The sequence below is a fragment of the Streptomyces agglomeratus genome, assembly GCF_001746415.1.
Taxonomy (GTDB): Bacteria; Actinomycetota; Actinomycetes; order Streptomycetales; family Streptomycetaceae; genus Streptomyces; species Streptomyces agglomeratus.
In genome coordinates, this window is sequence record NZ_MEHJ01000001.1 from 6,106,877 (window position 1) to 6,131,300 (window position 24,424).

General features: G+C 70.8%; 24 protein-coding genes. 15 read left to right on the plus strand and 9 right to left on the minus strand.

Going from position 1 to position 24,424, the window contains the following annotated elements:
- The first annotated feature begins 10 nt into the window (after nucleotides 1–10).
- The 5 genes from AS594_RS26645 to AS594_RS26665 all read left to right on the plus strand — a co-directional run bounded on the left by AS594_RS26645 (nucleotide 11) and on the right by AS594_RS26665 (nucleotide 4,952).
- Nucleotides 11–1,297, plus strand: a complete 1,287-nt coding sequence (locus AS594_RS26645) for an amidohydrolase family protein (RefSeq protein ID WP_069929393.1) — start codon at nucleotides 11–13, stop codon at nucleotides 1,295–1,297.
- Complete coding sequence (locus AS594_RS26650) at nucleotides 1,294–2,529, plus strand: amidohydrolase family protein (protein WP_069929394.1); 1,236 nt, start codon at nucleotides 1,294–1,296, stop codon at nucleotides 2,527–2,529. The genes AS594_RS26645 and AS594_RS26650 overlap by 4 nt, the downstream gene beginning before the upstream one ends.
- Nucleotides 2,530–2,553: 24 nt before the next feature.
- On the plus strand, nucleotides 2,554–3,264 hold the full coding sequence (locus AS594_RS26655; RefSeq protein WP_069929395.1) for a VIT1/CCC1 transporter family protein: 711 nt from the start codon (nucleotides 2,554–2,556) through the stop codon (nucleotides 3,262–3,264).
- A gap of 93 nt (nucleotides 3,265–3,357) precedes the next feature.
- The gene (locus tag AS594_RS26660; protein ID WP_069929396.1) at nucleotides 3,358–4,290 is read left to right on the plus strand and encodes a sterol desaturase family protein; all 933 of its coding nucleotides are present in this window, start codon (nucleotides 3,358–3,360) and stop codon (nucleotides 4,288–4,290) included.
- Nucleotides 4,287–4,952 (plus strand): lysoplasmalogenase, encoded by a 666-nt coding sequence (locus AS594_RS26665; RefSeq protein ID WP_069929397.1) that lies wholly within the window; start codon nucleotides 4,287–4,289, stop codon nucleotides 4,950–4,952. The genes AS594_RS26660 and AS594_RS26665 overlap by 4 nt, the downstream gene beginning before the upstream one ends.
- Before the next feature lie 165 nt (nucleotides 4,953–5,117).
- Here AS594_RS26665 and AS594_RS26670 read toward each other — a convergent pair whose 3' ends face one another.
- Nucleotides 5,118–6,671 carry a S8 family serine peptidase gene (locus AS594_RS26670; protein WP_069929398.1) on the minus strand — a complete coding sequence of 518 codons (1,554 nt, stop codon included), beginning with the start codon at nucleotides 6,669–6,671 and terminating at the stop codon, nucleotides 5,118–5,120.
- Between the two features lie 41 nt (nucleotides 6,672–6,712).
- Entirely contained in the window at nucleotides 6,713–8,251 is a 1,539-nt protein-coding gene (locus tag AS594_RS26675) for a S8 family peptidase (RefSeq protein WP_069935431.1), read from the minus strand.
- Between the two features lie 242 nt (nucleotides 8,252–8,493).
- Between AS594_RS26675 and AS594_RS26680 the strand changes: the two genes are divergently transcribed.
- From AS594_RS26680 to moaA, 3 genes are all read left to right on the plus strand, one after another.
- A complete protein-coding gene (locus tag AS594_RS26680; protein WP_069929400.1) occupies nucleotides 8,494–8,859 on the plus strand; it encodes a DUF485 domain-containing protein in 366 nt (121 codons plus the stop codon).
- The gene (locus tag AS594_RS26685) at nucleotides 8,856–10,499 is read left to right on the plus strand and encodes a solute symporter family protein (protein ID WP_069929401.1); all 1,644 of its coding nucleotides are present in this window, start codon (nucleotides 8,856–8,858) and stop codon (nucleotides 10,497–10,499) included. The genes AS594_RS26680 and AS594_RS26685 overlap by 4 nt, the downstream gene beginning before the upstream one ends.
- Before the next feature lie 182 nt (nucleotides 10,500–10,681).
- Nucleotides 10,682–11,671 carry a GTP 3',8-cyclase MoaA gene (moaA, locus tag AS594_RS26690; RefSeq protein WP_069929402.1) on the plus strand — a complete coding sequence of 330 codons (990 nt, stop codon included), beginning with the start codon at nucleotides 10,682–10,684 and terminating at the stop codon, nucleotides 11,669–11,671.
- 8 nt (nucleotides 11,672–11,679) lie between these two features.
- On the opposite strand, the gene AS594_RS26695 is transcribed toward moaA, so the two are convergent.
- Together AS594_RS26695 and AS594_RS26700 are read right to left on the minus strand one after the other, a co-directional pair.
- Entirely contained in the window at nucleotides 11,680–11,958 is a 279-nt protein-coding gene (locus AS594_RS26695) for a hypothetical protein (RefSeq protein ID WP_069929403.1), read from the minus strand.
- Nucleotides 11,959–12,142: 184 nt separating this feature from the next.
- Nucleotides 12,143–12,520, minus strand: a complete 378-nt coding sequence (locus AS594_RS26700; RefSeq protein ID WP_420877844.1) for a DUF3099 domain-containing protein — start codon at nucleotides 12,518–12,520, stop codon at nucleotides 12,143–12,145.
- A gap of 207 nt (nucleotides 12,521–12,727) precedes the next feature.
- Between AS594_RS26700 and AS594_RS26705 the strand changes: the two genes are divergently transcribed.
- Entirely contained in the window at nucleotides 12,728–13,003 is a 276-nt protein-coding gene (locus tag AS594_RS26705) for a GlsB/YeaQ/YmgE family stress response membrane protein (protein WP_069929404.1), read from the plus strand.
- A 61-nt stretch (nucleotides 13,004–13,064) separates the two neighbouring features.
- On the opposite strand, the gene tyrS is transcribed toward AS594_RS26705, so the two are convergent.
- From tyrS to AS594_RS26720, 3 genes are all read right to left on the minus strand, one after another.
- Nucleotides 13,065–14,333, minus strand: a complete 1,269-nt coding sequence (gene tyrS, locus AS594_RS26710) for a tyrosine--tRNA ligase (RefSeq protein WP_069929405.1) — start codon at nucleotides 14,331–14,333, stop codon at nucleotides 13,065–13,067.
- 72 nt (nucleotides 14,334–14,405) lie between these two features.
- Nucleotides 14,406–15,797 carry a metallopeptidase TldD-related protein gene (locus AS594_RS26715; protein WP_069929406.1) on the minus strand — a complete coding sequence of 464 codons (1,392 nt, stop codon included), beginning with the start codon at nucleotides 15,795–15,797 and terminating at the stop codon, nucleotides 14,406–14,408.
- Complete coding sequence (locus AS594_RS26720; RefSeq protein ID WP_069929407.1) at nucleotides 15,794–17,317, minus strand: TldD/PmbA family protein; 1,524 nt, start codon at nucleotides 17,315–17,317, stop codon at nucleotides 15,794–15,796. Before AS594_RS26720 ends, AS594_RS26715 begins: the two co-directional genes overlap by 4 nt.
- Before the next feature lie 183 nt (nucleotides 17,318–17,500).
- On the opposite strand from AS594_RS26720, the gene fabG reads away from it, so the two are divergent.
- The 3 genes from fabG to AS594_RS26735 all read left to right on the plus strand — a co-directional run bounded on the left by fabG (nucleotide 17,501) and on the right by AS594_RS26735 (nucleotide 19,564).
- Nucleotides 17,501–18,220: a 3-oxoacyl-[acyl-carrier-protein] reductase gene (gene fabG, locus AS594_RS26725; protein ID WP_069929408.1), complete on the plus strand. Its 720-nt coding sequence runs from the start codon at nucleotides 17,501–17,503 to the stop codon at nucleotides 18,218–18,220.
- A 4-nt stretch (nucleotides 18,221–18,224) separates the two neighbouring features.
- Nucleotides 18,225–18,992, plus strand: a complete 768-nt coding sequence (fabI, locus tag AS594_RS26730) for an enoyl-ACP reductase FabI (protein WP_069929409.1) — start codon at nucleotides 18,225–18,227, stop codon at nucleotides 18,990–18,992.
- Nucleotides 18,993–19,405: 413 nt separating this feature from the next.
- Nucleotides 19,406–19,564, plus strand: coding sequence for a hypothetical protein (locus AS594_RS26735; RefSeq protein ID WP_420877845.1), 159 nt, complete (start codon nucleotides 19,406–19,408; stop codon nucleotides 19,562–19,564).
- A gap of 25 nt (nucleotides 19,565–19,589) precedes the next feature.
- Here the strand turns inward: AS594_RS26735 and AS594_RS26740 are convergent, their stop codons facing one another.
- Nucleotides 19,590–20,264, minus strand: coding sequence for a FadR/GntR family transcriptional regulator (locus AS594_RS26740; RefSeq protein WP_069929410.1), 675 nt, complete (start codon nucleotides 20,262–20,264; stop codon nucleotides 19,590–19,592).
- A gap of 68 nt (nucleotides 20,265–20,332) precedes the next feature.
- Here AS594_RS26740 and AS594_RS26745 point away from each other — a divergent pair, with 68 nt between their 5' ends.
- The 3 genes from AS594_RS26745 to AS594_RS26750 all read left to right on the plus strand — a co-directional run bounded on the left by AS594_RS26745 (nucleotide 20,333) and on the right by AS594_RS26750 (nucleotide 22,772).
- Entirely contained in the window at nucleotides 20,333–21,625 is a 1,293-nt protein-coding gene (locus AS594_RS26745; RefSeq protein ID WP_069935432.1) for a CynX/NimT family MFS transporter, read from the plus strand.
- A gap of 42 nt (nucleotides 21,626–21,667) precedes the next feature.
- A complete protein-coding gene (locus tag AS594_RS47300; protein WP_256096860.1) occupies nucleotides 21,668–21,784 on the plus strand; it encodes an SGM_5486 family transporter-associated protein in 117 nt (38 codons plus the stop codon).
- Between the two features lie 469 nt (nucleotides 21,785–22,253).
- Entirely contained in the window at nucleotides 22,254–22,772 is a 519-nt protein-coding gene (locus tag AS594_RS26750; protein ID WP_069929413.1) for a SixA phosphatase family protein, read from the plus strand.
- Between the two features lie 90 nt (nucleotides 22,773–22,862).
- On the opposite strand, the gene serB is transcribed toward AS594_RS26750, so the two are convergent.
- Nucleotides 22,863–24,089 carry a phosphoserine phosphatase SerB gene (serB, locus tag AS594_RS26755; protein ID WP_069929414.1) on the minus strand — a complete coding sequence of 409 codons (1,227 nt, stop codon included), beginning with the start codon at nucleotides 24,087–24,089 and terminating at the stop codon, nucleotides 22,863–22,865.
- Nucleotides 24,090–24,424: the final 335 nt, after the last annotated feature.

Consider the following 24,424-nt stretch of genomic DNA (forward strand, 5'->3'; position numbering starts at 1 on the left):
AGGACACGCGATGACAGAAGAGAGCGACCCGTACCTGATCATCTCCTCCGACTGCCACGCCGGTCTGCCGACCGAGCGGTACCGGCCCTACCTGGACAGCGCCTTCCACCGCGACTTCGACGACTTCCTCGGGCAGCGCGACGCCCGCCGCGAGGAGATGACGCGCCTGGGCGTACGCAACGAGGCGTTCGCGGCCAAGTGGTTCGAGGACAACGCGGAGGGGCTGCGCGGCGGCTGGGACGCGGCGCAGCGCCTGAAGGAGCTCGACGGCGACGGTGTGGCCGCCGAGGTGGTCTTCCCCGACGCCGATGCCGTGGACAGCGGGACCGCCGCGCCCTTCGGCGTCGGCCTCGGCCTCTCCGGCGACCAGGACCCGCGCCTGGGCATGGCGGGCGCCCGGGCCCACAACCGGTGGCTCGCCGAGTTCGTGGCGCAGAATCCCGAACGGCACTGCGGTGTCGCGCTCCTGCCCGTCACGGGAGAGGTCGAGGAGGTCGTCGCCGAGATCCACCGGGCCAGGGAAACCGGGCTCGGCGCGCTGATGATCCCCTCGATGTGGGTCGACAAGGCGCCGTACCACGACCGGCGTTACGACCCGGTGTGGGCGGCGGCGGCCGAGACCCGGATGCCGGTGGTGACCCACTCGGGCGCCGCGCCGCGCCACGAGTACGGCGACCACCTCGGCATCTACGTCTCCGAGGTCACGTGGTGGCCGGCCAGGCCGCTGTGGTTCCTGCTCTGGTCGGGCGTCTTCGAGCGCCACCCCGGGCTGAGGTTCGGCGTCGCGGAGTCCGGCTGCTGGTGGCTGCCGAACCAGCTGTGGTTCATGGACCGCCTCTACCTGGGCGCGCACGGCGGCAAGAAGCTGTCCCCCTTCGCGGAGCTCAAGCGGCCGCCGAGCGAGTACCTCGACCGGCAGGTCTTCGTCTGCGCCACCAACACCAAGCGCCGCGAACTCGCCCAGCGCTACGAGATCGGCGTCGACAACATCCTGTGGGGCAGCGACTTCCCGCACCCCGAGGGCACCTGGCCCGACACCCGCGCGTGGCTGAAGCGCACCTTCCACGACATCCCCGTCACCGAGACCCGCCGCATCCTCGGCCTGGCCGCCGCCGAGGTCTTCGGCTTCGACACGGCGAAGCTCGCCCCGCTCGCCCGGCGCATCGGCCCGACTCCGGCGGAGCTGGGCCAGCCGGACGACCAGCCGGCGGTCGAGGCGTCGTGGGCGCGGTCGCGCGAGACGGGCCGGCACTGGCTGACCGGCCACGACTTCCCGGTGCTGGGGGTCGCGCCATGACCGGCGATCGGTACACCGTCATCTCCGCCGACTGCCACGCGGGCGCCGATCTCCTCGACTACAGGCCGTACTTGGAGAAGCGCCACCACGACGACTTCGACGCCTGGGCGGCGACGTACGTCAATCCCTACGAGGATCTCCTCGCCGACACCGCCGACCGCAACTGGAACTCCGCCCGCCGCCTCGCCGAGCTGGAGGCGGACGGCATCGTCGCCGAGGTCGTCTTCCCGAACACCATCCCGCCGTTCTTCCCCAGCGCCTCCCTCATGGCCCCCGCCCCGACGAAGGCGGAGTACGAGCAGCGCTGGGCCGGCCTGCGGGCCCACAACCGTTGGCTCGCGGACTTCTGCGACGCGGCGCCGGGCCGGCGGGCGGGCGTCGCGCAGATCCTCCTCAACGACGTGGACGAGGCGGTACGGGAGATCCGCCGCACCAAGGACGCCGGCCTCACCGGGGGCATCCTGCTGCCCGGCGCCCCACCGGGTTCCGGTGTGCCCGAGCTCTACTCGCGGACGTACGACCCGATCTGGGCCGTCTGCGCGGAGCTGGACGTGCCCGTCAACCACCACGGCGGTTCGGCTTCGCCGCCGCTGGGCGACGAACCGGCCGCGCGCGCCGTCTTCATGGTGGAGACCACATGGTTCTCGCACCGGGCCCTGTGGCACCTGATGTTCGGCGGGGCGTTCCGCCGCCATCCCGGCCTGAAGCTGGTCCTCACCGAACAGGGGTCGGGCTGGATTCCCGGCGTGATCGGGATGCTGGACTACTACCACTCCCGGCTCGTGGCAGCGGCGACCCGCGCCGCCACCGCCGAGTCGAAGTTCGGCGCGGGCCTGGCGGGCTCGATGGGCGGCAGCCCGAGCGAGGTCTGGCGCGACAACTGCTATGTCGGCGCCAGCTTCATGCGCCCGCACGAAGTGCCGCTGCGCGACCGCATCGGCCTCGACAAGATCATGTGGGGCAGCGACTACCCCCACGACGAAGGTACGGCGCCGTACTCCCGCGAAGGTCTGCGGATCGCGTACGCCGGACTGCCCACGCAGGAGATCGCGGCCATGGTGGGCGGGAACGCGGCCCGTGTCTACGGCTTCGACCTCGGCCTCCTCGACCCCCTCGCGGCCCAGTGCGGACCACGGGTCGCGGAGATCGCCGAACCGCTGCCGCTCACGGAGATCCCGCCCGACGCGACGAGCCCGGCCTTCGCGCCGGGCGGGTCGGTACGCGTGTGGTGACGGCCCGGATGAGACCCTCCCCGGGTGACCGATCAGACGCATGACGAAGCCCACGGCGGAGCCCTCGGCGCGCGCCTGAACTGGCTGCGCGCCGGGGTGCTCGGGGCCAACGACGGCATCGTGTCGACCGCGGGCATCGTCGTCGGCGTCGCCGGGGCGACGGACGAGCGCTCCACGCTCCTGACGGCGGGCCTCGCCGGGCTGCTGGCCGGGTCGATGTCGATGGCGGCGGGGGAGTACGTATCGGTGTCGACGCAGCGCGACTCGGAGGAGGCGGCGCTGGCGCAGGAACGGCGTGAGCTGCGGGAGGAGCCGGAGGCCGAACTGGCGGAGCTGACCGGGCTGCTGGCCGCCCGCGGCCTGTCCGCGGACGTGGCCCGCGAGGCCGCCCAGCAGCTCACCGAACGCGACGCGCTGCGCGCGCACGCGCGCGTGGAGCTCGGCATCGACCCCGAGGACCTCACCAACCCCTGGCATGCCGCCGCCGCCAGCTTCGTCGCCTTCACGGTGGGCGCACTGCTCCCGCTCCTGGCGATCGTCCTCCCGCCCCCGTCCTGGCGGCTCCCGGTCACGGTCGTCTCGGTCCTCCTCGCCCTGGCCCTGACCGGCTGGAGCAGCGCCCGCCTGGGGGCCGCACCGCCCCGGCCGGCGGTGCTGCGGAACATGGCGGGCGGTGCGCTGGCGATGGCGGTGACGTACGGGGCGGGGTCGCTGCTGGGGGCGGCGGGGGTCTAGCGGTGTATCGGGCACCGCGCTGACAAGGCGTCTCACATACTTGTCGGTAACAACCCCTAGCCGAGCGCTCGTCCGCGCCTCTATCGTGCGGGCATGCCGAACCTGCCCGATGTCGTGCTGTGGTCGATACCCGCCTTCGTCCTGCTCACCGTGCTCGAAATCGTGAGCTACCGCCTCCATCCCGACGACGACGCCGCCGGGTACGAGACCAAGGACGCCGTCACCAGCGTCAGCATGGGGCTGGGCAGCATCGCGTTCGACTTCCTGTGGAAGATCCCGATTGTCGCGATCTACATGGCGGTGTACGAGCTGACGCCCGCCCGCGTCCCCGTCCTGTGGTGGACGATCCCGCTGATGCTGCTCGCGCAGGACTTCTTCTACTACTGGTCCCACCGCGGCCACCACGTCATCCGCGTCCTGTGGGCCTGCCACGTCGTCCACCACTCCAGCCGCAAGTTCAACCTCACCACCGCCCTGCGCCAGCCCTGGACGAGCCTCACCGTCTGGCCGTTCTACCTGCCGCTCGTCGCGTGCGGCGTGCACCCGGCGGCGCTCGCGTTCTGCTCGTCCGCGAACCTCGTCTACCAGTTCTGGGTGCACACCGAGCGGGTCGGCAAGCTGCCACGCCCCTTCGAGTACGTCCTGAACACGCCCTCCCACCACCGTGTCCACCACGCCTCCCAGGGCGGCTACCTGGACCGGAACTTCGGCGGCATCCTGATCGTCTGGGACCGGCTCTTCCGCTCCTTCGCGGCCGAGACCGAGCGGCCCGTCTACGGCCTCACCAAGAACATCGAGACGTACAACCCGCTGCGCGTCGCCACCCACGAGTACGCCGCCATCGCCCGCGACGTACGGGCCGCCACCACCTGGCGCGAGCGCGCCGGCCGCGTCTTCCGCGGCCCCGGCTGGCAACCCGCGCCCCCCGCTCCCGCTGCCCCCGCTCCCGCCGCTTCCGCTCCCGCCGAACCCGCCCCCGCACCGCTCGCCGCGCCGACCGCGCAGCAGCCCGAGCACGCCGCGTGAACCGGGGCAGGCTCGCGGGCTTCCTCCTCCTCGCCTTCGCCCTCGCGGCCGCCGCCGACCTCGCCTCGCTCCTTGCGGGCGCCGAACAGGGCCACCGGATCGCCAAGCCGCTCCTGATGCCCCTGCTCGCCGGGTACACCGCCGCCCGCGGCGGCCCGCGGCTGCTGGTCGTCGCGCTGCTCTTCGGCTGGGGCGGCGACGTGTTCCTGCTCGCCGACGCGGACTGGGCCTTCCTCGTCGGCATGGGCTCCTTCGCCGCCGGTCACGTCTGCTACCTCGTACTGTTCGGACGCGGCCGTACGCCGACGGCTCTCGGCGCCGGGTACGCCGTCGCGCTCCTCGCCACCGTCGCCCTCCTGTGGCCGGACCTCCCCGCCGACCTGCGGATCCCGGTCGCCGCGTACAGCCTGCTGCTCACGGCCATGGCGTACCGTTCGAGCGGCCTGGGTCTGTACGCCGGGCTCGGCGGCGCGCTCTTCCTGCTCTCCGACACCCTCATCGCCACCGGTGTCGCGCACTGGCCGCAGCCTCCGGTGCCCGACTTCTGGATCATGCTGACCTACCTGGCCGCGCAGTACCTGCTGGTCAAGGGGGCGCTGGAGAGGCGGCAGGAGACCCCGGCCGCCCCGGCGGCGAACCGCGAAAGCCGTACCACCGTCTGAGCGGCCAGGGCGCGCACGCCGTCATCGAGGCCGTCGGCACCGAGCAGTCGACGCGTACGGCCGAATCGTCAAGCCGTGAAGCCGTGAAGCCGTGACGCCGTGAAGCCGTGACACGGAAGCGGGCCGCCCGGAGGGTTTCCGGGCGGCCCGCTCACACGTGCTGTCCTACTTCTTGGTCACGGCGTCCAGCGCGTCGGCGATGCCGACTCCGTAGAAGCCGTTGTAGTTCTTGCCGCCCTCGCACACCGCGTCGATCTTGCCGTCGCCGTTGATGTCGTACGGATCGGTGCACGGCGCCGCGTCCGCCTGGCTCGCCAGGATGGACTTGATGCGCTTCGCCGACGCGTGCGGGTGCGTGCTCTTGATGAGCGCCGCCACGCCCGCGACGTGCGGGGAGGCCATCGACGTACCGGCCATGTAGCCCCAGCCGCCGCCCGGAACCGGACCGAGGATCAGACCGCTGGTCGCGGGGGGCGCGGGCTTCTGGTACGCCGTGCTGTCGCCGCCGGGGGCCGCGATGTCGATGACACCGTGCCCGTAGTTGGAGAACGACGACTTCAGGCCCTTCGCACCCGTCGACGCGACGGTGACGACGCCCGGCAGCTGCGTCGGGGCGTCGAGGCACTCGCGCGGGTCGATGTCGCGCGGCACCGGCGTGGTGTCGTTCGGGCTCGTCGTGTCGTTGATCGAGTCCGCCGACAGGTCGTAGTTCGAGTTGCCGGCCGCGGCGACGTTCACCGCGCCCTTCTTCTCGGCGTACCGCGAAGCCCGGACGATGGCGTCGACGAGCGCCTTCTGGTCCGGGTCGTCCTCGCAGTTGAACATCCACGGGTCGGTGTAGTAGCTGTTGTTCGTCACGTCGACACCGTGCTCGGCCGCCCACACGAAGCCGCAGACCACGGACTCCGTGTAGAAGAAGCCGGCCGTCGTGGACACCTTGATGCCCGAGACCTTGACGCCCGGCGCGACACCGGTGACGCCGACGCCGTTCTTCGCCGCGGCTATCTCGCCCGCCACGTGCGTGCCGTGCGGGCTCTCCTCGGCCGACGGGCGCCAGGCGCCGTCCGCCGTGTCGGGCTTGCCGGTGACGCAGTTGACGGACGCCTCGCGGTCGAAGTTCGGCGCCAGGTCCGGGTGGGTGTCGTCGACACCCGTGTCGATGACGGCGACCGTGACGTCCCTGCTGCCGAGCGTCTTCTCGTGGGCCTTGTCCGCCTTGATGGCGGGCAGGTCCCACTGCAACGGCTGCAACGGGTCCTCGCCGGCCACGGCTTCCGCGGCCGCGGCCTTCGCCTGCGCCGCGGTGAGCCCCTTCGGAGTGCCGACGTCCTTGGTCGACTGGGCGGGCAGCGGAGCCGTACGGGTCGCCCCCGCCGACTGGACACCCTTGACCTTGCGCATGGTCTTCGCGAACGCGTCGTTCGACGAGTGGACGACGATCACGCCGATCTGGTCGTACGCCTGGACTATCGTGCCGCCGGCCCGGCCGATGGCCTTCTTCACCTTGGCCGAATTGCCTTTGCCGGGACGCACGTTGACGACGTAACTCAGCGGGGTGCCCGCGGCCTCGGCGACCGCCGTCGTGGCGTCGGACGCGCCGAGCGCGTCGGCCGAGGTCGCCGACGCCGTGCCGGGCAGGAAGGCGAGGGCGGCCGTGATGGCCACGCCCGCGGAGACGGCTACGGTCAGGCGGGTCCGCGGGGTGCGGTGCGGCGTCATGAAATCTCCGGTTCGCGTCGGTTGGGCGGGATCTTGGACGATCACTTCTTGACGGCGTCGAGGGCGTCGACGACACCGGAGCCGTAGTAGCCGTTGTAGTTCTCGTCACCCTCACAGGTGGTGGCCTCGACCCAGTTGCCGGCCGCGTCGTAGATGTGGGTGGGGCAGCCCGGGTTGTCGGCCTGCTTCTTGAGCAGCCGGCGGAGATCGGCGGGGCTCGCCTTCGGGTGCGCGCTCTTGAGCAGCGCGGCGACGCCCGCGACGTGCGGGGTGGCCATCGACGTGCCCTGCTTGTAGCCGTAGCCGCCGTTCAGGACCGTCGACAGCACGCGGCCGTTGGCGTCGGGCGTGGCCGGGATCTGCCACTTGTCGCCGCCGGGGGCCGAGACGTCCGCGACGCCGTGTCCGTAACTGGAGTAGTACGACTTGACGTTCTTGTCGCCCGTCGAGGTGACCGCCACGACGCCTGGCAGCATCGTCGGCGCGTCGGGGCACTCGGACGGGTCGATGACGCGCTCGACCGGGGTGCTGTCATTGGGGCTGGAGTCGTCGACGATGGCGTCGGCGGCCAGGTCGAAGTTGGAGTTGCCGGCCGCCGCGACATGCAGGGCGCCCTTGCGCTCGGCGTACTTCATGGCGCGCGTCAGGGAGTCGAGCAGAGCCTTCTGGTCCGGGTCGTCCTTGCAGTTGAACTTCCACGGGTCGACGTAATAACTGTTGTTCGTCACGTCGATGTCGTGCTCCGCCGCCCACACGAAGCCGCAGACGACCGCCTCGGTGAAGAAGAGGCTGGTGCCCGGCTCACTCACCTTGATGCCGGCGAGCTTGACGCCCGGAGCGACACCGGCGACGCCGAGTCCGTTGCGCGGAGCGGCGATCGTACCGGCGACGTGCGTGCCGTGGTCGCTGCCGTCGGTGTACGGACGCCAGGCGCCCTCCGACGAATCCGCGACGCCGCCGACACAGTTGGCCGACTGGGACTTGGAGAAGTTCGGCGCGAGGTCCGGGTGGGTGTCGGCGACACCGGTGTCGATCACCCCGACCGTGACCCTGCTGCTGCCGTCATTGACCTGGGCGGCCTTGTCCGCACCGATGGCGCGGATGTCCCACTGGTTGGCCTCCAGCGGCTCCTGGCCGGGCGCCGCGGCGGCCTCGGCCTTCGCGGCCTGCGCCGCGGTCAGCTTCTGGGTGGCGCCTTCCTCGGTGATGCCGACCGGCGTGAGCGGGGACGTGCGGGTCGCGCCCGCCGAGGACACCCCCTCGGCCTTGCGTATCTGCTTGCCGAAGTCCGGGTTCTGCGAGTGGACGACGATGACACCGATCTGGTCGTACGCCTTCACCACTGTGCCGCCGGCCCTGGCGATCGCCCGCTTCACCGAAGCGCTCGCGGCGTGGCCACCCTTGGTGTTGACCACGTACGACATCTTCGGTCCGTCGGCGGTGACGGCGGCCGGGGCGGCCGGGCCGTCCTGCGGTGCGGCCGAGGCGGCCGCTCCGGGCAGGAAGCCGAGCGTAGCCGTGAGAGCCAGTCCGACGGGCAGGGCGAGGGTGCGCTGCCGTCTGGATCCCAGATGAGCCATGGGTTCTCCACATCATCCGTGAGAGCCGCCCTGCGCGGGTGCACATGAGCGGGTACATGACGAGTGAAGCTAGCGCCGATCATGCGTTCGTATCAACGAGTTCGGAAAAAGAAATGGCGGATGCCGAACCGAGACGTGACGCCATCCGTGCCGTTGTCAGGGGGACGAGCACCACCACTCCCCCCACCAGTGAGGTCACCTTGCCCACCCCACCCACCGCACCCGCGTCGCGAGGAGATTCCGTGGCAACCGATGCACCACCGCCCCAGGGCGGCACGGGCCTGATCCGAACAGGACACACGACGGAGGAGTTCGTCGAGGTGCAGGCGAGCGCCGAGTTCGGCGAACTGCGCCGCGCCCACCGCTCCTTCGCCTTCCCTCTGACCATCGCGTTCATCGCCTGGTACCTGCTGTACGTGCTGCTGTCCAACTACGCGGGCGGCTTCATGGGAACGAAGCTGTTCGGCAACATCAACGTGGCCCTCGTCCTCGGCCTCGCGCAGTTCCTGACCACCTTCCTCATCGCCTGGTTCTACTCGCGTCATGCCGCCACGCAGCTCGACCCGAAGTCCGAGGCCATCAAGTCCCGTCTGGAGGCCGACGCATGAGCCCCGCGCTGACCACGGCGTCCACGGTCCACCTCGCCGCCGCCGGTGACGCGAGCGAGCACCGGCCGCTGATCATCACCCTGTTCGGCCTCTTCGTGGTCGCCACCCTGTTCATCACGGTGTGGGCGGGCCGTCAGACCAAGAGCGCCTCCGACTTCTACGCGGGCGGGCGCCAGTTCACCGGCTTCCAGAACGGCCTCGCCATCTCCGGCGACTACATGTCCGCCGCGTCCTTCCTCGGCATCGCCGGCGCCATCGCCCTCTTCGGATACGACGGCTTCCTCTACTCCATCGGCTTCCTGGTCGCCTGGCTGGTCGCGCTGCTCCTCGTCGCCGAACCGCTGCGCAACTCCGGCCGCTACACGATGGGCGACGTCCTCGCGTACCGCATGCGCCAGCGCCCGGTCCGTACCGCCGCCGGCACCTCGACCATCGTCGTCTCGATCTTCTACCTGCTCGCGCAGATGGCGGGCGCGGGCGTGCTGGTCTCGCTGCTGCTCGGCATCACCAGCGACGCGGGCAAGATCCTGATCGTCGCGCTGGTCGGCATCCTGATGATCGTGTACGTCACCATCGGCGGCATGAAAGGGACCACCTGGGTGCAGATGGTGAAGGCCGTCCTGCTCATCGCAGGCACCCTGCTGATCACCTTCCTGATCCTGCTGAAGTTCAACTTCAACCTGTCCGACCTGCTGGGTACGGCGGCCTCCAACAGCGGCAAGGGCTCGGCGTTCCTGGAGCCCGGCCTGAAGTACGGCGCCACCGGGACCTCGAAGCTCGACTTCCTCTCCCTCGGCATCGCCCTGGTCCTCGGCACCGCGGGTCTGCCGCACATCCTGATCCGCTTCTACACCGTCCCCACGGCGAAGGCCGCCCGTAAGTCCGTGAACTGGGCGATCGGCATCATCGGCGCCTTCTACCTGATGACGATCGTGCTCGGCTTCGGCGCCGCGGCCCTCCTCAAGCCCGGCGACATCATCGCCTCCAACAAGGCGGGCAACACGGCGGCGCCACTCGCCGCGCTGGAGATCGGCGGCGGCGCCGACTCCACCGGCGGCGCCATCCTGCTCGCCGTGATCTCCGCGGTCGCCTTCGCCACCATCCTCGCGGTGGTCGCGGGGCTCACCCTGGCGTCCTCGTCGTCGTTCGCGCACGACATCTACGCCAATGTCATCAGGCGCGGCAAGGCCACGGAGAAGGAAGAGGTACGCGCCGCCCGCTGGGCCACCGTCGCCATCGGCGTGGTCTCCATCGCCCTGGGGGCCATGGCCCGCGACCTGAACGTGGCCGGCCTGGTCGCCCTCGCCTTCGCGGTGGCGGCGTCCGCCAACCTGCCGACGATCCTCTACAGCCTGTTCTGGAAGAGGTTCACGACGCAGGGCGCCCTGTGGTCCATCTACGGCGGCCTGACCGCGTCCGTGGGCCTCGTGCTGTTCTCCCCGGTCGTCTCCGGCAAGCCCACGTCGATGTTCCCCGGCGCGGACTTCGCGTGGTTCCCGCTGGAGAACCCCGGCCTGATCTCGATTCCGCTCGGCTTCCTGCTCGGCTGGGCCGGGTCCGTACTGTCCAAGGACGAGCCGGACAAGGGGAAGTACGCCGAGCTTGAGGTCAAGTCACTCACGGGCATCGGCGCTCACTGAGCGCACCCGCCCCCGAGCGCCTGCCGTCTTTCCCACAGCTGTGCCCCCGTGGCCGCGTCGTAGAGTCGTACGACGCGGCCACACCGCTCCCGTGGTATCGGGCCCCTGTTGTTGTCAGAGGTGTCGCGTAGGCTCGACAACGTTCGAGAAAGACGAGTTCCGGATCGGGGAGTGGGTCGAGGATGCTTATCGACACATATGGGCGAGTAGCGACTGACCTGCGCGTTTCCCTCACCGATCGCTGCAATCTGCGCTGTACGTACTGCATGCCCGAAGAGGGTCTCCAGTGGCTGGCGAAGCCGGATCTGCTCACGGACGACGAAATCGTCCGGCTGATCGGCATCGCCGTCACCGACCTCGGTGTGACAGAGGTGCGCTTCACCGGCGGCGAGCCGCTGCTGCGCCCCGGGCTGGTCGGCATAGTCGAGCGCTGCGCCGCTCTCGCGCCGCGCCCCAAGATGTCCCTCACCACCAACGGGATCGGCCTCAAGCGCACCGCCGTCGCCCTCGAGGCGGCCGGCCTGGACCGGGTCAACGTATCGCTCGACACCCTGCGGCCGGACGTCTTCAAGACCCTCACCCGCCGCGACCGCCACCACGACGTCATCGACGGCATGGCCGCGGCCCGCGACGCGGGTCTGACCCCGGTCAAGGTCAACGCCGTGCTGATGCCGGGGCTCAACGACGACGAGGCCCCCGACCTGCTCGCCTGGGCCGTCGAGAACGCGTACGAGATGCGCTTCATCGAGCAGATGCCGCTCGACGCGCAGCACGGCTGGAAGCGCGACGGCATGATCACCGCCGGTGACATCCTGGAGTCCCTGCGTACGCGCTTCACGCTCACCCCCGAGGGGGAGGACGAGCGCGGCTCGGCGCCGGCCGAGCGCTGGGTCGTCGACGGCGGCCCGCACCGCGTCGGCGTGATCGCCTCCGTCACCCGGCCGTTCTGCCGGGCCTGCGACCGGACCCGGCTCACCGCCGACGGTCAGGTACGGACGTGCCTGTTCGCGCGCGAGGAGTCGGACCTGCGCGGGGCCCTGCGCTCGGGCGCCCCCGACGAGGAGATCGCCCGGCTCTGGAAGCTGGCGATGTGGGGCAAGAAGGCGGGCTCCGGTCTCGACGACCCGTCCTTCCTCCAGCCCGACCGTCCGATGTCGGCCATCGGCGGCTGAGGCGTCGGTCAGTCGTCCCCTGCGCCGGGCTCGTCCGCGGCGGCGCGCTTCTCCCACTCCGCGAGCGTCACCACATCCTTCAAGAAGCCGCGTACGCCCAGGAATTGGGACAGGTGCTCGCGGTGCTCGTCGCACGCCAGCCACGTCTTGCGGCGCTGGGGGGTGTGCAGCTTCGGATTGTTCCAGGCGAGAACCCACACGGCGGCGGAGCGGCAGCCCTTGGCGGAGCAGACAGTGGCGCCGGCATCGGCCGAACCGGGGAAAAGAAGGGAATCAGGGGAGTTCACGCGCTCAACCCTAGGTGAAAAAAGGCGACGCCGAGCAGCCACGGGGGGGGCTGCCCGGCGTCGGTCTGTCGCTCCGACGGGGGATGCGGAGCGCCTACGAAGTATGTCACGCGACATGGGGTGCGGTGCACCGGAACTTCATGATTGATCTGAGCTTTTCTTGAGCTTTGCAGACCGCACAGGATCAGCTGTGTTCACGCGGCTGTTGCTCACTTCCCGCTCCGGGCACGTCCGACGGCTGGTCACCGGCAGCCGGTTCGGCCTTGTTCTCCAGAGCCGGACGGACCGGCGGCGGGATGTGGGCCGAGGGCAGCGAAGAGGCGTTCTCACGCCCTCCGTTCGCGATGACCACGGCGATGTAGGGGAGGAGAAGTCCCAGCGCCAGGGCCACGATCGCGACGTGCCGCTCCACGTTCCACAGCACCGCTGCCAGGATCACGGCCAGCGTCCGCACCGACATCGAGATCACGTACCGGCGCTGGCGCCCGCGCACGTCGTCGGCCAGAGCCGGCCGGGCCCCGGTGATCCGGAAGACCTCGGTGTCGCTCTTCTTCCGCAGCACGTCGCACCACCTGTTTCCCTGCCGGACGCTCCCTGACCGGACGCCTTCCACGGTACGCCGCCACTGCGCCGCCTTCGAGAGCGGGGCATCCCCGGCCGGGGCGGACGGCCACCGCCGGTGCACGTACGGCGGAGTCCGGCGTGCGGCGTACGGTCTGCCGTCCGAGACTGGGCCCACCTGCGCACACCGCGCCGATGAGGAGGCGACATGAGCTGGTTGTGGGCGATCATCGTGGGCCTGGTACTCGGTCTGCTCGCCAAGGCGATCATCCCGGGCAAGCAGCAGATCCCCCTGTGGCTGACCGTCGTGTTCGGCATCCTCGGCAGCATCGCGGGCAACGCCGTCGCCGCGGGCATCGGCGTCGACGACACCGACGGGATCGACTGGATCAGGCATCTGCTCCAGCTGATCGGCGCCGTGGTGATCGTCGGACTCGGCGACATGCTCTGGGCGTCGATGAAGGGCAGGAGACGGCGGGCGTAAGAAAGCGGAAAGCGGCCGGGCGTGATTCCACGCTCCGGCCGCTTCCCGTCGCAGAAGTGACTCAGCCGGCCGCGACCTCGATCGCCGCCAGGTTCTTCTTCCCGCGCCGCAGGACGAGCCAGCGGCCGTGCAGCAGGTCCCCGGACGCCGGTACGGCGTCCTCGTCGGCGACCTTCACGTTGTTCACGTAGGCCCCGCCCTCCTTGACCGTACGGCGGGCGGCCGACTTGCTCGGTGCGAGGCCGACCTCGACGAACAGGTCCACGACCGGCCCGAGCTCCGCGACCTTGGCGTGCGGCAGCTCGGACAGCGACGCGGCCAGCGTGGCCTCGTCCAGACCGGCCAGCTCGCCCTGCCCGAACAGCGCCTTCGACGCCGCGACGACCGCCGCGCACTGCTCGGCGCCGTGCACCAGCGTCGTCAGCTCCTCGGCCAGCGCGCGCTGGGCGGCGCGGGCCTGCGGCCGCTCCTCGGTGAGCTTCTCCAGCTCCTCGAGCTCGGTGCGGCTCTTGAAGCTGAGGATGCGCATGTACGGCGAGATGTCCCGGTCGTCCACGTTCAGCCAGAACTGGTAGAACGCGTACGGCGTGGTCATCTCCGGGTCCAGCCAGACGGCGCCGCTCTCGGACTTGCCGAACTTCGTGCCGTCCGCCTTGACCATCAGCGGTGTCGCCAGCGCGTGCACGTTCGCGTGCGGCTCCAGGCGGTGGATCAGGTCGAGCCCCGCCGTGAGGTTGCCCCACTGGTCGCTGCCGCCCTGCTGGAGCGTGCAGCCGTGGCGCCGGTACAGCTCCAGGAAGTCCATGCCCTGAAGCAGCTGGTAGCTGAACTCGGTGTAGCTGATGCCCTGGTCGGACTCCAGCCGCCGGGCGACCGAGTCCTTCGCGAGCATCTTGCTGACCCGGAAGTGCTTGCCGATGTCCCGCAGAAACTCGATCGCGGACATGCCCGCGGTCCAGTCCAGGTTGTTGACCATGGTGGCCGCGTTCGGGCCCTCGAAGGACAGGAAGGGCTCGATCTGGGCGCGCAGCCGCGCCACCCAGTTCGCGATCGTCTCCGGGTCGTTCAGCGTGCGCTCGGCGGTCGGCCGCGGGTCACCGATCTGTCCGGTGGCCCCGCCCACCAGGGCGATCGGCCGGTGTCCGGCCTGCTGGAGCCTGCGGACGGTCAGGACCTGCACGAGGTGCCCCACGTGCAGGCTGGCCGCCGTCGGGTCGAAGCCGCAATAGAACGTGACCGGACCGTCCGCGAGCGCCTTGCGCAGTGCGTCCTCGTCAGTGGACTGGGCGAACAGCCCGCGCCACTTCAGCTCGTCGACGATGTCCGTCACGGTCTTGACTCTCCTCTAACGGTGATGGAGCGCTTCTCACGCCATGGATTGCTCCCGGCCAGTCTATGGGGGTCATACACCCTGGCTGACCGAGCTCATGTTGAAGTCCGGGACGCGCAGCATCGGCATCGCCGCCCGGGTGAACCAGTCGCCCCACTCGCGCGGCAGGGTCTTCTCCGTACGCCCGGCCTCGGACGCCCGCGACAGCAGGTCGACCGGCGACTCGTTGAACCGGAAGTTGTTCACCTGGCCGACCACCTCGCCGTTCTCGACCAGATACACACCGTCCCGGGTCAGGCCGGTCAGCAGCAACGACGCCGGGTCGACCTCGCGGATGTACCAGAGGCAGGTCAGCAGCAGCCCGCGCTCGGTCGAGGCGACCATCTCCTCCAGCGAGCGCTCACCTCCGCCGTCCAGGACGAGGTTCCCGATCGCCGGTGCCACCGGCAGCCCGGTCAGCCCCGCGCTGTGCCGCGTCGCGACCAGGTGCTCCAGCCGGCCGTCGCGCACCCAGTCGGTCGGGGCCAGCGGCAGACCGTTGTCGAAGACGGAGGAGTCGTCGCCCGAGGTGTGCGCGATCACGAAGGGCGCCGACTCCAGGCCGGGCTCGTTCGGGTCGCTGCGCAGCGTCAGCGGCAGTTCGGACAGCGTCTCGCCGAGCCGCGTCCCTCCACCGGGCTTGCTGAACACCGTCCGGCCCTCCGCCGCGTCCCTGGCCGCCGACGACCACAACTGGTAGATCAGCAGGTCGGCGACCGCGGTGGGCGGCAGCAGCGTCTCGTACCGCCCGGCCGGGAGATCGATACGGCGTTCCGCCCAGCGCAGGCGGGTGGCCAGGTCCGCGTCGACGGCCGCCGGGTCGACGTCCTTGAAGTCCCGGGTCGAGTACCCGGCCCACGCGGAGCGCGTGCGGTCCGGCGACTTGGCGTTGATCTCCAGAGTGCCGTTGGGCTGGTCGTGACGCAGACGCAGGCCCGTCGACGTACCGAGATAGGTCGACGTCATCTCGTGGTTCGCGAAGCCGTACAGCTCGCGGCCGCCGGCCCGGGCGCGGGCGAACGCCTCGCCGAGGGCCGGGGCGAAGTCGGTGAAGACCCCGGAGGAGGTCTCGGCGGGCGCGTCACCGAAGTCCGGGGAGGCGGGGACCCCGGTGACCAGCGGCTGGGCGTCCTCGGCGGGCCCGGCGCCGCGCGCGGCCGCTTCGGCCGCCCGTACCAGCGGCTCCAGCTCGTCAGCCGTGACGGCGGACCGCGACACGACGCCGGACGCCGTCCCCCGCGCGCCGTCGACGGTCGCGATGACGGTGAGGGTGCGCCCGCGCGTCACGCCGTTCGTGGTGAGCGCGTTGCCCGCCCAGCGCAGATTGGCGGACGACGTCTCGTCGGCGATGACCACGCAGCCGTCGGCCGTGGACAGCTCCAGGGCCCGCTCGACGATCTCGTACGGCTTGGCTGTGCGGCTCATCGGCCGGCCTCCTGCGTGGTGTTCAGAATGTTGACGCCGCGGAAAAGAGCCGAAGGGCAGCCGTGCGAGACGGCCGCGACCTGGCCGGGCTGGGCCTTGCCGCAGTTGAAGGCGCCGCCCAGGACGTAGGTCTGCGGGCCGCCCACCGCGGTCATCGAGCCCCAGAAATCCGTGGTCGTCGCCTGGTAGGCCACATCGCGCAGCTGGCCGGCGAGCCGGCCGTTCTCGATCCGGAAGAAGCGCTGCCCGGTGAACTGGAAGTTGTACCGCTGCATGTCGATCGACCACGACCGGTCGCCGACGACATAGATCCCGCGCTCGACGCCCCCGATCAGATCCTCGGTGGAGAGCCCGCCCGGATCCGGCTTGAGCGACACGTTGGCCATCCGCTGCACCGGCACGTGACCGGGGGAGTCGGCGAAGGCGCAGCCGTTCGACCGCCCGAGCCCCGTCAGCTTCGCGATGCGCCGGTCCAGTTGGTAGCCGGTGAGCGTGCCGTCCTTGATCAGGTCCCAGGACTGCGCCTCGACACCCTCGTCGTCGTATCCGATGGTGGCGAGCCCGTGCTCGGCGGTCCTGTCACCCGTCACGTTCATGATCGACGACCCGTACGTCAGCTTCCCCAACTGGTCGAACGTGGCGAAGGAGGTCCCGGCGTACGCCGCCTCGTAGCCCAGCGCGCGGTCCAGCTCCGTCGCGTGCCCGATCGACTCGTGGATGGTCAGCCACAGGTTCGACGGGTCGACCACCAGGTCGTACGTCCCCGCCTCGACACTCGGCGCGCGCATCTTCTCGGCGAGCAGCGACGGAATCCGCTCCAGCTCGCCGTCCCAGTCCCAGCCGGTCCCCAGCAGGTACTCCCAGCCCCGCCCGGCCGGCGGCGCGATCGTGCGCATCGAGTCGAACTCACCGGTCGTCGCGTCCACGGCGACCGCCGTGAACTGCGGTTGCAGCCGCACCCGCTGCTGCGTGGTGACGGTGCCTGCCGTATCGGCGTAGAACTTGTTTTCCTGCACCGTCAGCAGCGAGGCGTCCACGTGCGCCACGCCGTCGGCCGCCAGCAGCCGGGCGCTCCAGTCGGCGAGCAGCCCCGACTTCTCCTCGTCGGCCACGTCGAACGGATTGATGTCGTACGACGAGACCCACGTCCGGTCCGCGTGCACCGGCTCGTCCGCCAGCTCGACCCGCTCGTCGGAACCGGCCGCCCTGATCACCTTCGCCGACAGCCTGGCCATCGCCACGGCCTGCCCCGCCACCCGCGCGGCAGCGTCCATGCTCAGGTCCACCCCGGACGCGAAACCCCAGCTGCCGCCGTGCACCACCCGTACCGCGTACCCGAGGTCCGTGGTGTCGGAGGAACCCGACGGCTTCGCGTCGCGCAACCGCCACGCGGCGCTGCGCACGCGCTCGAAACGGAAATCGGCGTGGTCGGCGCCCAGCGCACGGGCACGCGCGAGCGCCGCGTCGGCGAGCGCGCGCAACGGCAGCGCTGTGAACGCTTCGTCGATGGAATGAGGCACGGATGACTCCTGTCGTCGAGACCGGTCCCCAGATCATGTCGCGCCGACGGGTGCCTTGCCCACCACTTTCTGTAGGGACCCGACAGCGACTCCTCCATGGCACTGTCAGGGGCCGATTCTCCGTAGGCGGCCCGGTACCGATAGTTTCGGTCAGTACCAGACCGCTATCGAAAGGGTGATCCGTTGAGCCGCTCGGTTCTCGTCACCGGAGGAAACCGGGGCATCGGCCTCGCCATCGCCCGCGCTTTCGCCGACGCCGGCGACAAGGTCGCGTTCACGTACCGCTCCGGCGAACCGCCGGCCGCCCTCATCGAACTCGGCTGCCTCGCCGTCAAGTGCGACATCACCGACACCGAGCAGGTGGAGCAGGCCTACAAGGAGATCGAGGAGAAGCACGGTCCCGTGGAGGTGCTGGTGGCCAACGCCGGCGTCACCAAGGACCAGCTCCTGATGCGCATGTCCGAGGAGGACTTCACGTCCGTACTCGACACCAACCTCACCGGCACCTTCCGGGTCGTCAAGCGCGCCAACCGCGGCATGCTGCGCGCCAAGAAGGGGCGGGTCGTACTGATCTCCTCGGTCGTCGGGCTCCTCGGCTCGGCCGGGCAGGCGAACTACGCCGCCTCCAAGGCCGGTCTGGTCGGCTTCGCGCGCTCGCTCGCCCGTGAGCTGGGCTCGCGCAACATCACCTTCAACGTCGTCGCGCCCGGGTTTGTCGACACCGACATGACCGGGGTGCTCACGGACGAGCAGCGCAAGGGCATCGTCGCCCAGGTGCCGCTCGGCCGTTACGCGCAGCCGGAGGAGATCGCCGCCGCCGTGCGCTTCCTCTCCTCCGACGACGCGTCGTACATCACTGGAGCCGTCATCCCGGTTGACGGCGGATTGGGCATGGGTCACTGATCACATGAGTGGAATTCTCGACGGCAAGCGCATCCTCATCACGGGTGTGCTGATGGAGTCCTCCATCGCCTTCCACACCGCCAAGATGGCCCAGGAACAGGGTGCCGAAGTCATCCTGACCGCCTTCCCCCGCCCCACGCTGACCGAGCGCATCGCGAAGAAGCTGCCGAAGCCGGCCAAGGTCATCGAGCTGGACGTCACCAACACCGAGCACCTGGACCGGCTGGAAGGTCTGGTCCGCGAGGAGCTCGGCGGCCTCGACGGCGTCGTCCACTCCATCGGCTTCGCGCCGCAGGACGCGCTCGGCGGCAACTTCCTCAACACGCCCTTCGAGTCGGTCGCCACCGCGATGCACGTCTCGGCGTTCTCGCTGAAGTCGCTCACCATGGCCTGCCGCCCCCTGATGGGCAGCGGCAGCTCGGTCGTCGGCCTCACCTTCGATGCCCAGTTCGCCTGGCCGCAGTACGACTGGATGGGCCCGGCCAAGGCCGCGCTGGAGGCCACCTCCCGCTACCTCGCCCGCGACCTGGGCCCGGACAACATCCGGTGCAACCTGATCTCCGCCGGACCGATCGGCTCCATGGCCGCCAAGTCCATCCCCGGCTTCGCGGAGCTGGCGAGCGTCTGGGACAACCGCTCCCCGCTGAAGTGGGACATGTCCGACCCGGAGCCGGCCGGCCGCGGCGTCGTCGCGCTGCTCTCCGACTGGTTCCCGATGACGACCGGCGAGATCGTCCACGTCGACGGCGGTCTGCACGCGGTCGGCGCGTAGCCGCGCAGCCGCTCCGGGAAGCCGCGAGACCGTCCGCCGGACGGTCTCGCGGCTTCTGTGCGTGTACGCCGTCCCCGCCCGGCGTGGACGCCTTCCCCGCGTGCGATCGCGTCCCCGAGTCGAAAAGACGGGCGTCTCCCCGCAGACTGAGGAAACCGGGACATACCCGGCGCTCCGGTGCTCTGTGGGGAGGAGGTGGCGCAGGTGCGCCCGTCCAACCGTCGAGCGGCAGCCGGCGCGCTGGCCCTGTTCGCCGTGGCCGCACTGGCTGCCCCGGCCGTCGCCGAGCGCCCGTCCGGCCCCGGGCGCGGGCACGCGGGGAGGCGGCCCCCAAGGTCGCGCTGTTCGGCTCCACCTGCCGGACGTCCGTCCGGGGCTCGCGGGTCGTCGCGTACTGCCACAACCCCTACCCCGTGTCCGACATCGTCCGGCTGCACACCGAGTGCGACCGCTGGTGGGACATCGACGCGGACGGCTCGCCCGTCGAGGTGGGCCCCGCGCAGACCGTGCGGCTCACCGACCGCTGCTGGAAGGAAGTCCGCAGGGCCTGGGTCAGCCACCACCGGATGTAGGACCCGTACGGCAGGCGGGGACCCGCTACACCCGGTCCCCGAGGCACTTGAGCGAGTAACCCGCCGCCTCGGTGGCCGCCGTCTCCGCGTCCCGGGCGCGGATCGCCTCGATCAGGCGCGCGTGGTCCATGTGGTCCTCCGGGCGCAGTTCCTGCCCGACGTCGTCGCGCAGCCAGTCCCGCAGCAGATCCCCCAGGTCGGCGTACAGCCCGATGAGTACGTCGTTGTGCGAGGCCGCGACCACGGCCAGGTGCAGGGTCGCGTCAGCGCGGACGAAGAGCTCCGCGTCACCCGAGGCCCACGCCTCCTCGCGCCGCGCGAGCACCGCGTCCAGCTGCCGCACATCGCGTTCCGTACGCCGCTGGGCCGCCAGCCGGGCCGCCGAGGACTCCAGGGTCGAGCGCAGCTCCGCGATGTGCCGCGGGTCGGCGTCGGCGAACCGCCGGTGCATGACGCCGGCCAGCTCGCTGGTCGCCAGGACGTACGTACCGGAGCCCTGCCGGATGTCCAGCAGCCCGTTGTGCGCCAGCGCGCGCACCGCCTCGCGGACGGTGTTGCGGGCCACGCCGAGCTGCTCGACCAGCTCGGGCTCCGTCGGAATGCGTGACCCCACGGGCCACTCGCCCGAGGTGATCTGGTTGCGCAGTTCGGTGATCACCTGGTCTGCGAGAGCCGAACGGCGGGGTGAGGTCAGCGCCATGATGCTCCCTGGGTCAGGACTTGTTCACGATTGGACAATCAATCATCCCATGATTCTATGATGGATCCATGGCCCGTGACGAGACCCGAACCGCGAACCCCGCCCCCGCAGCCTCCGTACCGCAGCAGCAGCGCCAGCCGCAACAGCGGCCGCCGCAGCGGTCGGCCTGGGTCACCCGGCTCGTGGTCGTCGGACTCGTCCTCGCCGCGCTCAACCTCCGCCCGGCCATCACCAGCCTCGGCCCGCTCCTCGAAGAGGTACGCACGGGACTCGGCATGAGCGGCAGCGTCGCGGGCCTCCTGACCTCCGTACCGCCGCTCTGCTTCGCGGTCTTCGGCCTCACCGCCCCCCGCCTCGCCCGCCGCTTCGGTCCCGGCGCGATCGTCTGCGCGGGCATGGCGGCCATCGCGGCCGGCCTGCTGATCCGCCCCTTCCTGGGCGCCACGGCGGGATTCCTCGCCGCCAGCGCGCTCGCCCTGATGGGCATCGCGGTCAGCAACATCCTGATGCCGGTCATCGTCAAGCGCTGGTTCCCCGACCGCGTCGGCCAGATGACCGGCCTCTACTCGATGGCCCTCGCGCTCGGCACCGCGCTCGCCGCGGCCGCCACCGTCCCCATGACCCGCGCACTGGGCGGCAGTTGGCAGACCGGCCTCGCGGTGTGGGGCACCCTGGCCGCCGTCGCCGTGCTGCCCTGGCTCGTCCTGAACCGCCACCCGGCCACCCGGGCGCCGAAGGCGAACGCCTCCACCCCGGATCAGGCAGCCACCACCCCCGCCCTGAGCATCACCCGCAGCCGTACGGCCTGGGCGCTCGCCTGCTTCTTCGGCCTCCAGGCGACCGCGGCGTACATCACCATGGGCTGGATGCCGCAGATATTCCGCGACGCGGGAGTCTCCGCCGGCACCGCCGGAGTGCTGCTCGCCGTGACCATGGCGATGGGCATTCCGCTCGCGTTCGTCATCCCGCGCCTCGCCTCCCGCATGCGCAACCAGGGCCCGATCGTCGTCGCGCTCGGCCTCAGCGGCCTCATGGGCTACGCCGGCCTGTACCTCGCCCCGGCCTCCGGCGCCTGGGCGTGGGCCCTGCTGCTCGGCGTCTCCAACTGCGCCTTCCCGCTCGCCCTGACCATGATCGGCATGCGGACGAGGAGCGGCGCCGGCGTCGTACGCCTCTCCGCCTTCGCCCAGAGCACCGGCTACCTGATCTCGATCCCCGGCCCGCTGCTGGTGGGCGTGCTCTACCAGCACAGCGGCAGCTGGGGCCTGCCGATCGGCCTCATGGCGGGCCTGATGCTGCCGCAGATCGCCGTCGGCGTGCTGGCGGGGCGCAACCGTACGATCGAGGACGAACTCGGCTGACCCGGCCGGAGCGGGGCGTACAAAGGGTGCGAGACTGACCGTATGCCTGTACTCGACCCGAACCCCCAGAACGGCCAGAAGAAGCTGCTGCTCGTGCTCGGCGCGATGCTCGGCATCACGGTGATCATCGCGGTCATCGCCTCGCTGGCCTCGCCGTAGGCCCCGGTGGTGGGGCTGTCCCCACCATCCCCTAGGGGCCAGGGTCAGGGGGAAGTGGGTGGGTCACCGGATGGGTTCCCCCGCGCGCACTCCGTAGGTTCGACGTACACCAGTCGAAGAGCCCGTACGGAGGCGGTCATGGCGGCCCGCGCAGACACCCCGGCCCACCCCCCGGCCTCCGGCATCGACACCCGCCTCCCCTGGTGGGGCGTCGCCCTCCCCGCCCTGGCCTTCGCCGTCCTGCTGCTCATGATCGCGGGACCTGGCGAGGCGCACGCGGCGACCGGTGATCCGGGGCTCGCGCAGCTGGTGGCGCGCATCCAGCAGGTCTTGTCCGCTAGCCGTTGCCCCGGCCGTACTCCGCCCGGTCCACCGGCCGTCCCCCTGGTTGCGGGACCCGTTCACCCGTGCTGGGGCAGCCCGCCAACACCCTGCGCCCCGTGGCGCGATTCATGCGAAGCTGGGATGCATGAGCGTCGATACACCCCGCAGGATCGTCCTACTCCGGCATGCGAAGGCCGACTGGCCGCAGGTGTCCGACCACGATCGGCCGCTCGCCGACCGCGGGCGCATGGACGCCCCCGTCGCCGGTCACCGGCTGGCGGACACGGGCATCACCTTCGACCTGGCTCTGTGCTCGACCGCGACCAGGACTCGCGAGACCTGGAAGCTGGCGGTGCAGGAGCTGCCGCGGCGACCCAAGACCATCTACGAGGAGAGGCTGTACGAGGCCACCCTCGGCGACCTCCTCGCGCTCCTGAACGAGACCCCGGACGAGGTGAACGACCTCCTCGTCATCGGCCACAACCCCAGCATCCACGCGGCCGCCGACGCGCTCGCGGGCAGCAGCGAGGGCGACGCCATGGCCCGCATGACCAAGAGCGGGTTCCCGACCGCCTCGTTCGCGATCATCGGGTTCACCGGCTCCTGGAAGTCCGTGGAGCACGGCGTGGGCAAGCTGCTGGACTACTGGGCCCCGCACGACTGAGGCCGTTCCCTTTCCGTACGTACGAACAGGGGCCCCGGCGCCATCGCGCGCCGGGGCCCCTCCTGCTCACCCGGTCACCCGGTCACCCGCTCACTCCGCGAGGCCGTCGGCGGCCTCCACCTCTTCGCGGGTGATGCCGAGCAGATACAGCACGGTGTCCAGGAACGGCACGTTCACGGCGGTGTCGGCGGCCTTGCGCACGACGGGCTTGGCATTGAAGGCGACGCCCAGCCCGGCGGCGTTCAGCATGTCGAGATCGTTCGCGCCGTCGCCGATCGCGACGGTCTGGGCGAGCGGTACGCCCGCCTCGGCGGCGAAACGGCGCAGCAGCCGGGCCTTGCCCGCCCGGTCCACGATCTCGCCCACGACACGGCCGGTGAGCTTGCCGTCCACGATCTCCAGCGTGTTGGCGGACGCGAAGTCCAGCCCGAGCCGCTCCTTCAGGTCGTCCGTGACCTGCGTGAATCCGCCGGACACGACGCCCACTTGGTAGCCGAGCCGCTTGAGCGTACGGATCAGGGTGCGGGCGCCGGGTGTGAGCCGTACTTCCTGCCGCACCTTGTCCACGACGTCGGCGTCGAGCCCGGCGAGCAGCGCCACGCGCGCGTGCAGCGACTGCTCGAAGTCCAGCTCGCCGCGCATCGCCTGGGCGGTCACCTCGGCGACCTTGTCCTCGCAGCCCGCGTGCGCCGCGAACAGTTCGATGACCTCGTCCTGGATGAGCGTGGAGTCCACGTCCATGACGACGAGGCGCTGAGCGCGCCGGTGCAGGCCCGCCGACACCACGGCCACATCGATCCCGAGCTCTGCCGCCTCCAGCGCCAGCGCGGTGCGCAGCGCCTCGGTCTCCGTACCGGACACCGCGAATTCCACGGCCGTGACCGGGTACTTCGCAAGCCGGAAGATGCGGTCGATGTTGCCGCCGGTCCCGGTGATGGTGGCCGCTATGGCGGCGGTCGACTCCGCGGTGAGCGGGTGGCCGAGCACGGTGACGTGCGAACGCCCGCTGCCGCGCGGCCGGTTGTCTCCCGTACCCGAGATGATCTCGGCCTGGAGCCTGAGCGAGTCGGCCCAGCTGTGCACGGTGGCACGCAGCTCACCGGCGGTGGTCACGGTGGGCTCGGTGACGAGGGCGCACAGGACGATGCGGCCACGGGTCACGACCTGCTCGATGTCGACGACGTCTACGGAGAAGGCGGCAAGCGTGTCGAAGAGCCCGGCGGTGATGCCGGGGCGGTCCTTCCCGAAGATCTTGACGAGAAGGGTGGGGGCAGCGTCAGTGGACTGGCTGGGCTGACTCGGCTCAGGTGCGCTCATGATGTCTCTACCGTATCGGGCCTCGATTGCCTGCTCACCTCCTGTCCCGAGGACCGGACACCGGGGCGGTCCCGGCCTGCCCAGCCTGCCCGGCGACCACGGCCTGCCCCGGCGACCGCGGCCGACCACGGCCTCGGGCCGCCCCCACCCCCGTGATTCCCGGGAGGCGTGCCCTGAGGGGTGCATGCAGGGAACCCCGCAGCGCCGCCGCCCCGCCGCTCCCGGTGCGCGACAGGGGGCCCGGCGGCGGTCGCGACCCGGTCGAGCGGGCAATCGGCGGACGCCGGGCCGCCTCGACCGGGCGGCTTCGGCGTACGCGCCCGGGCCGGCGCCCC

Bases quoted from the DNA above. Each gene is read 5' to 3' on its own strand.
- AS594_RS26715 (WP_069929406.1), bottom strand. From the start codon at position 15,797: ATGAGCCGCACAGCCAAGCCGTACGAGATCGTCGAGCGGGCCCTGGAG.
- AS594_RS26750 (WP_069929413.1), top strand. From the start codon at position 22,254: ATGAGCGTCGATACACCCCGCAGGATCGTCCTACTCCGGCATGCGAAG.
- AS594_RS26645 (WP_069929393.1), top strand. From the start codon at position 11: ATGACAGAAGAGAGCGACCCGTACCTGATCATCTCCTCCGACTGCCAC.
- AS594_RS26660 (WP_069929396.1), top strand. From the start codon at position 3,358: ATGCCGAACCTGCCCGATGTCGTGCTGTGGTCGATACCCGCCTTCGTC.
- AS594_RS26745 (WP_069935432.1), top strand. From the start codon at position 20,333: ATGGCCCGTGACGAGACCCGAACCGCGAACCCCGCCCCCGCAGCCTCC.
- AS594_RS26740 (WP_069929410.1), bottom strand. From the start codon at position 20,264: ATGGCGCTGACCTCACCCCGCCGTTCGGCTCTCGCAGACCAGGTGATC.
- moaA (WP_069929402.1), top strand. From the start codon at position 10,682: ATGCTTATCGACACATATGGGCGAGTAGCGACTGACCTGCGCGTTTCC.
- AS594_RS26685 (WP_069929401.1), top strand. From the start codon at position 8,856: ATGAGCCCCGCGCTGACCACGGCGTCCACGGTCCACCTCGCCGCCGCC.
- AS594_RS26650 (WP_069929394.1), top strand. From the start codon at position 1,294: ATGACCGGCGATCGGTACACCGTCATCTCCGCCGACTGCCACGCGGGC.
- AS594_RS26675 (WP_069935431.1), bottom strand. From the start codon at position 8,251: ATGGCTCATCTGGGATCCAGACGGCAGCGCACCCTCGCCCTGCCCGTC.
- AS594_RS26705 (WP_069929404.1), top strand. From the start codon at position 12,728: ATGAGCTGGTTGTGGGCGATCATCGTGGGCCTGGTACTCGGTCTGCTC.
- fabI (WP_069929409.1), top strand. From the start codon at position 18,225: ATGAGTGGAATTCTCGACGGCAAGCGCATCCTCATCACGGGTGTGCTG.
- serB (WP_069929414.1), bottom strand. From the start codon at position 24,089: ATGAGCGCACCTGAGCCGAGTCAGCCCAGCCAGTCCACTGACGCTGCC.
- AS594_RS47300 (WP_256096860.1), top strand. From the start codon at position 21,668: ATGCCTGTACTCGACCCGAACCCCCAGAACGGCCAGAAGAAGCTGCTG.
- AS594_RS26670 (WP_069929398.1), bottom strand. From the start codon at position 6,671: ATGACGCCGCACCGCACCCCGCGGACCCGCCTGACCGTAGCCGTCTCC.